The organism is Clostridium sp. CTA-7 (genome assembly GCF_054768095.1).
Map to the genome: position 1 here is coordinate 125,232 of NZ_BAAAAV010000003.1, position 14,972 is coordinate 140,203.

The 14,972-nt window shown below is 32.2% G+C and carries 10 protein-coding genes; all 10 read right to left on the bottom strand.

Features of this window, described 5'->3' with window-relative positions:
• Positions 1 to 4: 4 nt before the first annotated feature.
• Positions 5 to 748 (bottom strand): YwqG family protein, encoded by a 744-nt coding sequence (locus ACYUEX_RS06715; RefSeq protein WP_460287195.1) that lies wholly within the window; start codon positions 746 to 748, stop codon positions 5 to 7.
• Between the two features lie 168 nt (positions 749 to 916).
• Positions 917 to 1,732: an MBL fold metallo-hydrolase gene (locus tag ACYUEX_RS06720; protein ID WP_460287196.1), complete on the bottom strand. Its 816-nt coding sequence runs from the start codon at positions 1,730 to 1,732 to the stop codon at positions 917 to 919.
• A 615-nt stretch (positions 1,733 to 2,347) separates the two neighbouring features.
• On the bottom strand, positions 2,348 to 3,160 hold the full coding sequence (locus tag ACYUEX_RS06725) for an MBL fold metallo-hydrolase (RefSeq protein ID WP_460287197.1): 813 nt from the start codon (positions 3,158 to 3,160) through the stop codon (positions 2,348 to 2,350).
• A 245-nt stretch (positions 3,161 to 3,405) separates the two neighbouring features.
• Complete coding sequence (locus ACYUEX_RS06730) at positions 3,406 to 3,549, bottom strand: hypothetical protein (RefSeq protein WP_460287198.1); 144 nt, start codon at positions 3,547 to 3,549, stop codon at positions 3,406 to 3,408.
• 391 nt (positions 3,550 to 3,940) lie between these two features.
• Complete coding sequence (locus ACYUEX_RS06735) at positions 3,941 to 7,861, bottom strand: beta-xylosidase family glycoside hydrolase (RefSeq protein ID WP_460287199.1); 3,921 nt, start codon at positions 7,859 to 7,861, stop codon at positions 3,941 to 3,943.
• Positions 7,862 to 8,306: 445 nt separating this feature from the next.
• On the bottom strand, positions 8,307 to 8,957 hold the full coding sequence (locus ACYUEX_RS06740) for an ABC transporter ATP-binding protein (RefSeq protein WP_411167802.1): 651 nt from the start codon (positions 8,955 to 8,957) through the stop codon (positions 8,307 to 8,309).
• A 4-nt stretch (positions 8,958 to 8,961) separates the two neighbouring features.
• A complete protein-coding gene (locus ACYUEX_RS06745; RefSeq protein WP_460287200.1) occupies positions 8,962 to 11,181 on the bottom strand; it encodes a hypothetical protein in 2,220 nt (739 codons plus the stop codon).
• Between the two features lie 794 nt (positions 11,182 to 11,975).
• The gene (locus ACYUEX_RS06750) at positions 11,976 to 12,971 is read right to left on the bottom strand and encodes a serine hydrolase domain-containing protein (protein ID WP_460287201.1); all 996 of its coding nucleotides are present in this window, start codon (positions 12,969 to 12,971) and stop codon (positions 11,976 to 11,978) included.
• Between the two features lie 609 nt (positions 12,972 to 13,580).
• Positions 13,581 to 14,000 carry a 2-thiouracil desulfurase family protein gene (locus ACYUEX_RS06755; protein WP_460287202.1) on the bottom strand — a complete coding sequence of 140 codons (420 nt, stop codon included), beginning with the start codon at positions 13,998 to 14,000 and terminating at the stop codon, positions 13,581 to 13,583.
• 401 nt (positions 14,001 to 14,401) lie between these two features.
• On the bottom strand, positions 14,402 to 14,929 hold the full coding sequence (locus ACYUEX_RS06760; RefSeq protein WP_460287203.1) for a GNAT family N-acetyltransferase: 528 nt from the start codon (positions 14,927 to 14,929) through the stop codon (positions 14,402 to 14,404).
• Positions 14,930 to 14,972: the final 43 nt, after the last annotated feature.

The window sequence follows — 14,972 nt, forward strand, 5'->3', positions numbered from 1 at the left end:
TAATCTAGCAGCATTGCCAATCATACATTACTTTTGAAAAATCCTTATTCTTCAAAGCATCCTTTGGAATAGAAAAAATACAATTTCCAGAATCTCCAAACATAATACCACATTCATCATCTATATCCAGCTGCAATAAAAGAAAATCCTCATCATTAAAACCTAAATAATCATTCTGCACAAAATATGGATAACCTCCAATTCTGCTGTCACAGCTATAACAATCCTCACTCAGTTTCTCATATTCTTCTTCTGAAAGCTCATTCTTAAAAAGTTTTTCAAATAAATCTAATGAAGAAGACATAGGCATTTCCCTTATTTCAAAATACATTTTTCCATTATTTGAAAAAGGTAGCCCTTGCTTATATCCTTCATTATTTTCATAAGGATTTTCCTTTATTAATTGTACTTCACTTTCTTCATAATCTTCTATATATTTTACTACAATAGGACTTTCTAAACCAAACATATCATCATTTACAATAAAAAACTGCAATAACCCTTTTTCTGGTAGCTCATCTAGCTTTTCAAGGTCTGATAGATTTATTTGTGCTAAAAATAACATAGGGGTTCCCTCTTCATCTATTGGATACTCTCTAATATTTTTTAAATATGGACATCCACCTAATTTACTCTCCCATGGTTTTGTTTTTTCACATTTAAAACCTATCTCATTACTATACCTAAAAGTTCTTTTTATTATATTTTCATGCTCTTTTAAAATCTCAGGAATTTCGTATTTAATCAATTTATCTCCTCCCACATGTTCCAATTTCATCTCAATTTACTCTTTATCATAATTCATTTTAAGAAGCTCCACTACTTATTGTGAATATATATTCTTCTAGCGTTCTTCTACAAATTCCCATTTCCCAATCTAATCTACATATTGGAATTTGTCGACTTCGTGTTATGCTCATAATTTTTCCATCATCTCATAACTCAATGTACGAAATACCTGACAATAATTTTGAAACCCATCCTCCCCGATAATATAAATATTGGGCATATAGTCCATTCTTGTTTTTGAATACATAATACGTTCCAAACCATTATCTACAGCTGTATGATTGCTTAAAGCCACATCTACTTTTTTACGCATTGCTTCACTAATAAAGTAATCCAATGACTTGAGATATTGTTTCACTTCATTCTTTGTCCATGGTGGTGTCGTACCTCCCCATAATGCTGCCATATGTATTTCTCCATCTTCTTTTACAGGAAATATGTAACTTAATCCTCCCGGAGTATGACCAGGAGTACCATAAACATATATTGTTTTATCACCTAATGTTATGGTATCACCATCCTGAATATAAGCATCAATTTTGTAATCTTTCCATGTTTCCGGTCTATCAGGCTTTGCCGGATGTTCTTTCCAAAAAATATCATCTACTTTAGAAAGATATGTATCAACATGATATTTTTCAACAAACCATCTCCCACATCCTGTATGATCAACATGTCCATGTGTCAAAACCAGCTTTTTTATTGTATCAGGATTCCACCCTACATCTTTAATCCCATCTAATATTGCCTCAAAAGCTTTTTTTGCTGGCCAAATAGCATCTATTACTATCAACCCATCACTTGTCTTTAATACAAAACAATTTGTTTGTTTTTGTGCAACAATTAGCAAATCGTCAAAAATCTTAGCATGGGTAAAAAATGACATATCCTCCATTGCTTTGATTGTTTCTTTCGTAATAACTGGTTTATTTAATCTATTCATTTAATATACACTCCTCTGTACAATATTAATTTTATAGTTGCACAGAGGATAAGCGATTCTTTGGATGCATACGTAAAAATATATTCATGACTTCACCTTCTCTACAAATTACTATTTATCTATTAGTTAAATATAAACTACTGCATAATTTAATATAGATTTCATAATATTATAATAACATACCTAGTCACAATGTAACTTACAATAAAACTCCTTAAAAAATTGGAATTTGTTTTGTAATAGTTTAAATTATTTATTAAAACAATATTTGTAAACAGTTGTAGCAACTAATAGAATAAATGCAATAGTTAACAATAAATTAGAAAGAAGAGTTATCTCTCTATATGTGTAAAGAATAATCATTTCTAGTATAAAAAAACTACTGCTAACCCATAACCTGACCTCTCTATTTTCTTTTTATTTAGCATATATATTACCTCCTAGTTAATTTGTTAAATCATTTAGCAAAAGTTAAAATTTAATAATTATCTTACCAAGAATAATATTACTAATAAATTTCTATTTTCCAATCTAATCTACATATTGATATTTGACGAATTGCTAATTATATCATACTTTTTACCAACCATACTATCTCATATAGCAGTGCGTTCTCTATATCTCGATAGTCAATCCAACCTTAAACTGCTCCAGTTTCTCCCCTAACTGCTCCTTCAAAATCCGATATGACTTTGCTCCAGTACAATGGCCGGTATATACTTTTTCAATACCAGTGTCTTTTACCCTATTAGCAAAAGCTTTTACTTCCTCATGAGATGCATTGTATAAATGAAAACCTCCAATTATAGCATAAATATACTTATCGGGAAAAGTGTTTGCCACCTCATGGATAATAAGATCTGCACCTGCATGAGAACAACTATTTAAGATGACCAGTCCCTTTTCTGTCTCAAAAACAATACTCTGTTCGTGAGAAAAATCATCAGGATACCATTTTCTTTCTTTTTTTATATACATCTTATTCTTTTTCCCAATCATAGCTAGATTGGATGTTTTATGAGGTATTAAGGTAACTCCTGGAATCAGCTCGTAATCTCCATCTACAAATACGATTCTATCCTTGTAAGTTTCCAAGGTGCCTTTGCGAATTCCTATATAGCGACTGAATATCCCAAACTTTAAGTAGCAGTTTTCCCCGCTGCCTGCACGCAAATAAAATTTTGCTTCTTTGTTTTCATGAAAAAAGCTTTCCATGCCGTTTGCGTGGTCATAATGAGCGTGGGATAACACGCCGTAGTCTACTTTTCTTATATCTACATCGAGTTCCTTCGCATTATCCAAATAAAGCTTAGAACCACCAGTATCCAACAGAATATTTTTGCCCTCATATTCTATAAAAATAGCAAGTCCCCATTCATCTTTTAGTTGTTCACTTGCTATATTGTCTACTAAAATAATTGCTTTCATAAACTCTACTCCTTATCAATAATCATATAACTCTCTATAAATTCCTATTTTATCTATTAGTTAAATAAAAAACTAACTTACAATTTAATACAAATCTTAATTAATTAGTTAATCTTATATTAACACTTTTTCCAATTTTATTCCAACAAACCTTTTGTTGATAATAAAAAAAGTGGATGAATGCTTTACATTACATTAAGTTTAATTACATAACTTACAAAATGAGTAGATTCAAGTGTTGAATCTCATGTTACCTCATTTATTTCTGTTTTAAAATTTTCACCATTATACTCTATTGTCATTGCTAGATAATTATTAGGATATTTTGATTTAGAACATCCACCTAAGAACAATAAGTAAATTGATATTATTAGAAATATTTTTCTCAATAGTTTCATTCCTTTCATATTTCAAAATAAATAATATTTATCCGTTCTCATTTACATATTCCTATTTATCTAACGCACAATATAATACATTAGTTTCTATTTCTAAATACATAAATAAAGTTCTATTTTTCAGTTACTCTACTTATTTGAATTCTTTCAGCAATTACCATCTTATCCACCATAAGATTATTTTATAAATCCCTGTTTATCTTTTATTATATAATTTTTACCTTTTAGTTTAACTCTATCTAATTTTATTGGTTTCATAGGTTTGATAGTCGCTACAACTCTGCTTATGATGAACTTATCTTTATATTTTTCTAACTCTATACAATCAAAACAAAAAGCTAAGGCTATTGCATTTAAACAATAGCCTTCTTTTCTTACATTATTACATATTTTCTTTTTTCTTTTTAAAAATTGAAATACCTATAGCTGAAATAAGTGTTCCAAATAGCCCTACAGCCACCGCTGGTGTTCCTCCTGTATTTGGTAATTTATCACCTTTATTTGGTTTTTTACCATTATTTTTGTTGCCACCGTTATTTTGTCCTTCATTGTCATTGTTGCCGTTATTATTATCTTTTTCTGTTAAACTAGCTAATGCTACCTCAAGGTCTTTTTCTGCTTTAGCTACTTCCTTTTCTGTAGCTTCTTCATTAGCAAATATGTTTCTTGCATTTGCTAATACATTGTCTAAATTCTTTAAGCTCTTTTCAGTATATTTATTTCTATCAATACTATTTGCCTTATCTATTAACTCTTGTAATCTATCCTTATTTGGTTTTAATCTTAACTCTAAGAATGACCTTATTAAATCTTCATAAGTCTTCATTACTTCTGCCTCTAAAGCATTTTCATCAGAAACTATCTTGTTTGCAATTTCTAATTGCTTTTGTAGCTTTTCCCACGTTGCTGAAAGATACTCATCTGCATCTAACCCATTAATTTTATCAATTAATGAAATAAGCGATTCCTTATCACCTTTTTCAAAGGATAACATTTGCATTACTTTACTTAATCTATCAAAGGATATATTTACCTCATCTTGAGTTGCATCATTATTTGCTAATAGAGCTTCTGCTTCTGCTAATGCATCTTTAAACTCCTTAACTACAACTGGAACAACTTTAGAAAGCTCTTCTTCAGTTAATTTATTAGCCTCTTCTACAGCAATTTCTAAATGTTTCTTAAATATATTTACTGTCACTTTTTCTAAGGCTTCAATTGCGGCTTCTAAGACTTCTTTTGCAACATCTACCTCTCCTTGAGTTGCCTCTTCATTAGCTAATACAACATTTGCAGCTTCTAAAGCTTTTTCTAGTACTTCCCATGATAAATCTGTATAATCAGCTTTGTTTAAATTTTTAACTTCTTCTACCACCTCTATTAAACCATCTTTACTTACAATGTCCACTTCGCTTCGGAAAACTTCTATCTCTGCCAGAGATGCAAAATCATTCCAGCTTTCATCAATATATACTTTCAGATAGCGTGCATGAACAGTGTCAAAGTCGATGGTCTGCAATTTCTCATTTAGTGGAAGTTCTTTTTGTCCTATAGTAGTAAAATCTTCATCTTTCATGCCTGTAGTACTATAGGAAAGTGTAAACTTCTGAATCAGTCCATTCGATCTATCACCACTTCCCTGACGCGGAAGTATGGTGATCTGATTTATATCATAAGAACCTCCTAAATCAAGTATAAACCAGTGAGGCGGCTTAGCGACTTCGTAACTCCATCTACTATGCCAGAAGGTATTGGCATCGCCATCTAAAATAGCAGAGATGTAACCACTCTTAGGCCCTTCTCCCCCGGCTTCTTCACTGGAGAATTTTGGAATAGAAATGCTGCTTTGGGGGATACGCTTCGGATTAACCGGGGTAGAAACCTCGACTCCTTGACTCCATGCACTATAACCGCCCTCATTTTTAGCGCGGACATACACCTTGTATAATGCACCTTCCGGTATTCCTGTTTTCACATACGGGCCCGTTATGTTAGTAACGATTTCCTCTCCGATTTTCAAATCGTAACTTGCTGCTCCCGGAACTTCGTCCCATGAAAATTCAATTTGCGTATTTCCTATAGCTTCTGCCTGAAGGTTCTCAGGAACTTCTGGAACTTGCGGCTGTTCTCCTGTTCCAGCCATAAACCAGTTGATACGGCAGGATCCAGGTGCACCTTCGCGATATACCAGACAGATTTTATTTACACCTGTCGATGAGGTCTCCAGTGGCACAACTACATTCTGGAATGTTTCCCGGTCTTCGGTGTTTGGAACATCTACCGTTGCCAGAACGTCTCCCTGAGCATCATTTAAGCGAACTTCAATCTGACCGCCATCTGCTGTTCCTGATATACGGAAGTTAAACCAGTCAGCTCCGTCTTTGAAGTCTACACGGTTATACGAAACCCAGTTGCCTTCTCTTAGATTGCCAAGTGCCAGATCATAAGCTTCTCCATTTTTGGTCAGATTATCTGCATTTGCATAGTCTGCTGTCCATTCAGTCAGCGGATTGTAATCCCGACTTGGCTCTCCAAGTGAAGTATCATAGCTTTGATTGTCGTATCTCTCAGCCTCGATTTTTTCATTTAACGTATTGTAGTTTCCATGGTCATCCGGCATGTCCATATGGAAGTAATCCAAATCCACATAACCGCCTAACTCTTTTGTGGCATAATTGAATGCACCAAATCCCATTCCTACATAATTGCCTTCATGCATATCATATCGCCCACCCAGTCTGATGAAGCTCTCTCCGTCCAGACTGTAAGAAAATTCGGTGCGATACTCAAAACGCGGCATAGATGCACGGAACCAGATATTTTTGGTATCGACAGGAATAGCCTCGGAAATCTGTTCCGTACCCTTGTCATTAATCATGACTCTCTTGTCCCCGCCCTCTGTTGTAACACCAATGTAGTTGTAGTCTCTCTGGATAACCGATAATCCGGCAATATCTCCATCCTTCATGTTGGAAATATCCATCTTAATAGTAGCAGAGCTTTCCGGCCCTACAACTCTCTGACGCAATGTATTCTGAGCTGTAGAGAGGTTGTCCGTTACGGTAGCCGTATGAAGGCGCATATATCCAGACCGCTCTGTTAGGCTCCATTTTTCCGGATCTGAGACATGATTCCACTGCCAGTGATTGCCAAGCATCTCACTGTCAAATTCATCGGAATCAGCAGGTTTTTCAGGCTCAGTGTGTGCACCGGTATTCGGTTTCTTCATGGTAACCACTGCTTGATCGCCATTTTGTCCTTTCACACCCATCATCGGCCATTTCAGGCCGTTTTCATCCTCTTCCCAGTAAACAGGCTGAAGTGTCGGAACGCGGCCAAGTTTACCACGGTCTTGGAAGATAACGGACCACCACTCAGAAGAGCCATCTTCCTGTGGTACATCTACAATTCCGCCCTGATGAATGCCATTTTCACCAAAATTCATATAACTGCGCATGATATCCTTTACATTATAAGGTCCATTTACCAGATCTTTTGTCTGGATATCAATGGACTTCTTGGTTGAAGTTCCGCTCCATGTAGGTGTGCTGATGATATGGTAAGTATCTCCAATTTTGTATACGTGAGATCCTTCATTAAAGTAACCACCTTGGTAATTGTAAATCGGAATGTTTTTCTGTTCTTGGTCGATAGCCAGTTCACCTGTTTGCCCATTTACCACATATAGTTTAGTCATAAAAAGACGTCCCTGTCCATGTATAACCCAAATATCACCATTTTCTTTGCCTGTCACCGGATCTTTGTCAAAGAGCAGCCCCGGATCATATAATCCCTTGATTGCTCCTTCCGGGTTATCCAGACGGTAAGTGTTCCATGGTCCGGATGCTTTGTCGGCAACACACAGGATTGCATATTCTGAATCTACGCCATCTTGCATATTAACCAGAAGATAGAATTTCTTAAGTTTTTCGCTGTAACGAAGACTGGTTGCCCATGGCCCTTTGTCATAAACATTTCTTCCATTTTTCAATGTCAGTCCGTCATCGTTCTTAGCTAGCTTTAAAGCAGCTTCCTCAGATAATGTATAACTTTCGTATTTCCAGTTTACCAGGTCTTTGGAACTCATGATCGGGCATCCCGGGAATAAATGCATACTGGTAGAAGACATGTAATAGGTATCGCCTACTCTGATGATGTCATTATCAGGATAGTCACCCCACATAACGGGATTGCTGAATGTTCCGTCACCGTTATCCGACATCCATGCTTTAAGCGGCATTGCTGGAAATAATATGATTACTGCCAAAAGCGCTGACAACCATTTTGTAATGCGTGTTCTCATTTTTTCTTTTTCCCCCTTTTATATTATTGGATACTCTAACATTAAAATGTAATCATCTTATGTTATAGCCCTAAAAGCATCTTATCATATTCCATTTTCTTCCACAATTTATTCGCAATTTTTTGCTATTTTTTCGCAAGAAACAAATATTCTAATCCTCCAGTTATCATAATCACTACCATACTGATAATTAAATAGTTCATTTCAAATGTATATTTCACAACCAGACTTTCCTCATTATAGTAACTAAATGGGGAGAGATATTTCAAAAATAGCTCTATTGCAAAATCATTTGTCTTAAATATCTGCATAGCGATCTGAAAAGAGTATGTAGTTTCTATTGATATACTACAAAAGAATGAAAAACCACTTGTTTATTAGATAATAAAAAACCTTCCACAAATACATATATCAATTTATGGAAGGTTGATTTTCTTAGAGTTAATTAACATTTTGAGATGTTAATTATTCTGTCTGCTTGATTTGCTAAATTTTCACTATGAGTAACCATAATTACAGTCTTTCTATACTGTTTACTTAAATCCTTAATTAGGTTAAATGCTATTTCAGCTGCAGCAGAATCTAAAGATCCAGTTGGCTCATCTGCAAGAATTATATCACCTGGCTTCAGTATTGTTCTTGCTAGTGCCACTCTTTGTTGTTCACCTCCTGAGAGAGTATTAACCTTTTCATCTTTAAATTTTTCTAAATGAACCTTTTCTAATATTTCCTCTATTCTTTTATCCTTTTCCTTGGTAGTAATATTAGAGAAATTCATCGCCAGAAAAAGATTCTGATATATTGTCATATCATTGATTAACGCAAATGATTGAAATAAGTAATTAATTGTATTTCGCCTTAGCATTGTAGCTCCGTTGCTTTCTATTTTAGGAATTTCTTTTCCTTTTAGCTTAATCTGCCCTGCATCCCTTGATTCTAAAAGACCTATCATATTTAAGAGAGTTGATTTTCCACAACCACTTGGTCCAACAATTGAAATAAACTCCCCGTCTTCAACGGACAAATTTAGATTTTTAAATATATATCTTTTCCCAAATTTCTTTGTAACATTTAATACTTCTATTGCTTTCGCCATAATTCTACTCTCCTTTAAACGCCATACGTATGTTTTCAATTTCACACTTAGTCATATACCTTGAAAAAATAAGTATCTGAATAACTGCCAAGATAAGCATTAACAGAAACCCAAACTTAGAATGCATAATAAGCATAAAAATCAACTCAATACATATAACAGAAATAAGCATAATAATTGGCATGCGATATAAATTAATAAATCCATAGCCTAAAAATTTCTTAACATTAATTTTTTCCTGATTTGCAATTCTAAAAACTGTTGCAAGAGCAATTAATATCCCTAGAAGGATAAGCGTTAATATTAAAAATACCACTCCAAACCATGCAATTGTAGTCATTAAATCTTTCTGTAATCCATCGATATATTTTCCTGTATTTACAAATTGAGGATTATTGTCATTCAATTTATATTTTTCAAGTATATCATTATCAAGATATTTTTCTGCTACTGCTTTATTCACAAATTTTATATAACCATTAAAGCCGTTTGCTCTAAGACTCTCTGATTCAAAATAAGTCATATTTTCTGGTGTACATATATAAATAACCGGATTAGTACATGTATTTTCATATGTTGACTCCGTATTCCATGTAAACATGTTATCTTTAGGAGTATATTCTATAAATTTTACATTCCTTTCTTTATTAAATACAGTACTGATATCTCCTTCATGTGGCATTTTTGTTGATGATTCTGTGAGCCAGTTTTTCATCTTAACTTTCTCATTTTCTGAATAAGATTCTGGTATCAGGTAAACTCTTGTTCCTGATTTTGCCTCATTTAGAATACTACTATCAACATTCAAATTCAGAGATTTTATATAATTTGGCGAATATAAAAAATACCAAAATGGGTTTTCAGGAATATCTTCATATACATTATTTTGTTTCCATCCATCTAACTGTTCATTATCGTGATACTTTGTATTTATTAGATATACTCCATTATCATCATACATCCCTTTGTACCAGTCATAAAAACTTTGATCAATCTCTCTTGAATTTCCACTAATGGAACTTTGATCATTCCCAATCGAAATATTCTTTAAAATCTGAAACTCCGATACACTACTCCACATTTGTGAAAGTCTTGCATTTTCTGATATGGTCTTCATAGGACCGTCTACATAAAGACCACAAAACACAATTCCCGCACTTACTCCAATATACGCCAGTACCCCAAAAATATACAATATATTTTTTGGTATTCTGCCCTTAATTGCATTCAGCGGACTAATTGATAGCTGAATTATAGCTGAAATTCCTATTTCTAATGTTACCAATATAAGGTTTATAACTGCAAATAATATGAAATAACTAATAAATAAACCTGTTATTTTGCTCCAACCAGAAAGCAGAATTCCTATCACGATTTGAATTGGAATATTTAGCAGTGCATAACCAATAAATCTTCCTAAGGTTTCAGTACAATATGCGGTTCTTGACCATCCTAAAAGTGCCAATTTACCACTTTTACTTATGTTGCGTATAGTTATAATCATAAAATACACAGTATTTAAAATTACCTGAGCAAAAATAAATACAAGTATTATTGTTTTTGCAAAACTATCATCTTGAAAAGAACCTTTCTTCTCATTGAGTAGATCATCAGCGGGCAAATTACAGGCTAAAGCCAATCCCTGTATAAAAGCATTTTTATCACTATCATTTAATCCAAGGACAACGTAGTCTCCGTTGATAGTACCACTTTCTTCTATTAAACGGTTTAACTTTTTAAAAACCGTTTTTTGTCCAAATCTGAATGAAGGAATTTCACCAACACTGTAAACACTACCTTTATCTATACCAAGAGTACTTTCATCCACTTCTGATAAAAGGAGGTTATTAAGCATATCTTTCTCAATAATTTTTTTACCATAAAATTCAAATGAAACCTCATTGTTTTCAACATCACCATATATGCCAAAAGTATAGCCTGAAAATATACCTTCATTATTTAACGCTGAATCTTTTCTAGCTATAAAGAGATTTTTTTCAAGTGCCTCATTTTGTAAAAATTCTTCAATATTGTCTTTATGATCCTCAGAAATATTTTGAAGATACACATCGAGTGCATAATCTGTTCTCAAATATTTATTCCACTGATTTTGATACTTGCTATTTAGCATAAAAATAGCAAGTAAGGCAAGTAAAATACCCTGCATTACTATTAATATAGCCCCAAGATAGCGAGCAGTACCAATATAGGATACTTTCTTCATTTCAAACTCTCTCCCTTTCATATCACTAGTATTGTATTTTTTCGAAACACCATAAGAATTTATTTGTCAGTGATATTAATAAAAAAATTAAAAGATAACAAATATTCTTTCACTCATTATAACCACCTTTCACTTCATATCTTATAGTAAACAAAAAACTCGTATTTTCATCTACTTTGATTTTTCATCTTCTACAATTATTATAAATGGATTGGTGAAAATAAAACACTTACAGTTAGTGTAAGATTAGTAAGGTGATATTTAAATGCATTAAGTGATACTCTATTTATGTAATAAATGTTGACTATATTTTACAAAGAAAAATGGAAACCCTATAGGTTTCCAACAATAAGTTTTTATTATATTTGGATTTTAAGAATCTCTTCTTCACTAAATTTGGTATATTTCATTATTTTTTCTATAGGCTCTTTATTCTTAAGCATTTGTTTTTGTACACAACAATCTTTTATCTATCTTAAAAACTAATGTTTAAGTTCTTACCACTATTATATTAAATTATTCACTTTATCTCGACGAAATTCCTATTTATCTATTAGTTAAATATAAACCACTGCATAATTTAATATAGATAAATGTTACTTTCTTAATATTATAAAAGATAGGCTGTGTATAGCTTTAGTTATCCCCAAGCCAATAAGTGCCAAACAACATTATACCGTTAAAATTCAAATGGCTAATTTATCGAAGAGTGCATCTTTAAATAACTGATTCCCTTTTAAGGTGCAAAATTTGTATTTGGTTATATCTTGAAATACGTCAAATTTGTTCATTATCTAATTTATATTTTCTATTTCCATTAATAGTTCATAGGTACTAAATTTTCTATTTCCTAGTATAGTTACCTCAATTTCTTCATTAGGATATACTGTTGACTCAAAGCTAACCCCAGGGTCTCCACCAGTTATAAAATATTTATAAATACCATCATCTCTTTTTACTATATAAATACCATAACCATAGTATACGTCATAATGAACATATACTTGTGGGGTCAATAATTCATTAGTAATATCCTTATTCAATAACTTATAATTTAATAATCCATCCCATAGCTTACTTATATCATTGGCTGTTACAAAAACTCCACCATCTCCTCCGCCAACTATTGGGATCGAAAATATATTAGTTTTCAACGTACCATCACTATTTTCTTCGTATCCATAAGCACAGTTTTTAGGTAGCATGTCCATACTAAAATAACCACTTGAATTCATTTCTAAAACATTAAAAATATGTTCTTTTACAAAGTCAACAAATCTCATTCCACTTACTTTTTCAACTATATAGGCTAGAATTACATATCCTCCGTTATTATATTGATACTTTTCACCTGCCTTAAAAACACTTTTTTGCATTATCATAGAAGGAAGAAAGTCTTTTGGTTCTTTCAGCATATACATAGGAATAGTTATTTCAGTAAAATCTTCATAAAAATAATCTGGTAACCCTGAAGTGTGCGTTAATAAATGCTTTACTGTTACATTTTCATCAAAATTATCACAATCTATATACTCTTTTAATAATGAATCAAACTTAAGTTTTCCTTGTTCAACTAACTTACATATAGAAATTGCAGTTAACAACTTAGCACCTGAAGCTATTCCGAACCTTGTGTTAATATTATTTATCCTATCATTTGAAATATCAGCAAAGCCATAAGCCTTTTCAAACAATACCTCTTCAGCTCTATTTATTCTTATGACACCTGAAAATTCTTTCATATTATTAATTTTATCTTCTATTAATTTTATATTTAAATTTTTATTCATATAATTCTCCCCTTTTTAATCTTCTATAATCTCCAATGCTTTTGGATAACCATCTATTACTTTTCCAAAGCTACGCTAATCTTAAAATTACAAAAATCATTCTAAATAAGAACGGCTGTTTTTTCATAATATACCTCCAATAAAAAAAATCATTTGCTGCCAAATGATTTTTAGACGTACACAAAATAAACGTACTTATTTTTATATAACTAAGCACATCCATGATATATAATCTAACTTTGGCAACACAATAAAACGTACCCTCAGTACGCCTAAAAACTATGTCATTCCAAAACAGATTACTTAATCATTTCAGCACCTCTTTCGTATTTAATATCAATATTATACCATAAAATCCATATTATATCCAAACATTTATATAGTACTGTTTGAGTCAAGTAAAAATTATAATTGGAAATTCTAAAAGCTATATTTTTCTGCATATTTAAATAGTAGATATTTTTTCAAGCTAATAAAAGCCTTAAATCCAGTAAAATTAATAGCTTACAGAGGAGATAACGTTTCGTTAGATCCTTTGCAAACAGAAAAATTATTATTAAATAATTAACCTCTGATTCTTTTAAACTATTCTTCATTTAAAATTAGAATTTATCTAATATCTTCTGAATCAATTACTTTATAGCCATTCTTAATCAATGCCTTAGCAAATAATCCTCTACCTTTAATTAATTTTCCAGAAAAGTTACCATCATAGATTTGATTAACTCCACAAGTTGGACTTCTTGACTGAAGGATTGCTAAATCAATATTCTCATCTTTTATTTTTTCTAATGCTAATTCAACACCTTTTTCATACTCTCTATGAACATTTCTACCATTACATTCAATAACACATCCATCCACTATTTCAGCAGAAGCCCTTGGAATATTCATTCCAGCTAGCATTTCAGGACAAATTTCAATTATTTCTTTATCCTTTAAAAACTCTACTACCCTTGGATTTAAATTATTTCCACCATTATATTTACAGTTACACCCTGTAATACAGGCGCTAACTAATACCTTCATTATTATCTCCTTTTCAAATTTACTATTTATAATAATCAACCTTAAATTGGAATTTGTATTCCTCTCAATACCATGCCATCATTCCAACTTCTCTAACAGTTCCTTTATAATAATCATTTATTATACTTCTAACAGCATGATCAGCATACCAATACCAACGCTAATTTAATTCTTTCGCAAATCGCTCAAAATCTTCTTCTGGATAATACTTATATTTAATATAATTTTCATCATTAATTTCTAAATAATAATAAACCATTTAATATTCCTTTACTATAACTTATAAATTTTTATTCTCCTAAAAGTATAAACCTATTAAACCTATTTTATATAAACTCATATACAAATTCCCATTTTCCAATCTAATCTACATATTAGAATTTAGTCATTACATTTTATACTCATACTCTACATTCTAACTGACAGTCACATGGTTCTTTTTCTACGTGTTCCCTACTGTATTCCTGTGCTTCCACACATCCCATTGCACGGTAGAATGCTTGGCTCTCTACTGCCGAATGCCCTGAAATATATAGTTTCTGTGCTCCATAATCTTTTGCCCATATTTTCGCCTGTTGAAACAATTCTTTCCCGATACCTTTTCCTCGCATGTCTTCTGAAACGTGAATATTAGATAAATCCAAATACTCTTTGTTTTTACCAAAGAGATTAGGTTCTATGGATACAAATCCTTTTAAGTCCTTATTCAAGAATGCTCCAAGTACCAATCCACCAGTTGCCGCCGTATTTTTTAAAGTGATAAACAGTTCAGCGTATTCTTCTTCTGTCCAGTAATCGGTAAAAGCAATTTCTTTGATACCCCACTTGCCGTCAATTTTTCTCCAACACTTTGTTACCCTTTGATGACGCTGAAAGTGAGCAAATAGTTCTCGATTAATGCTTTCTGTCTCTATTTTAATATATTTCATATCAACCTCCAAAGTATAAATAATCTTCTTACAAGCTGTTCGA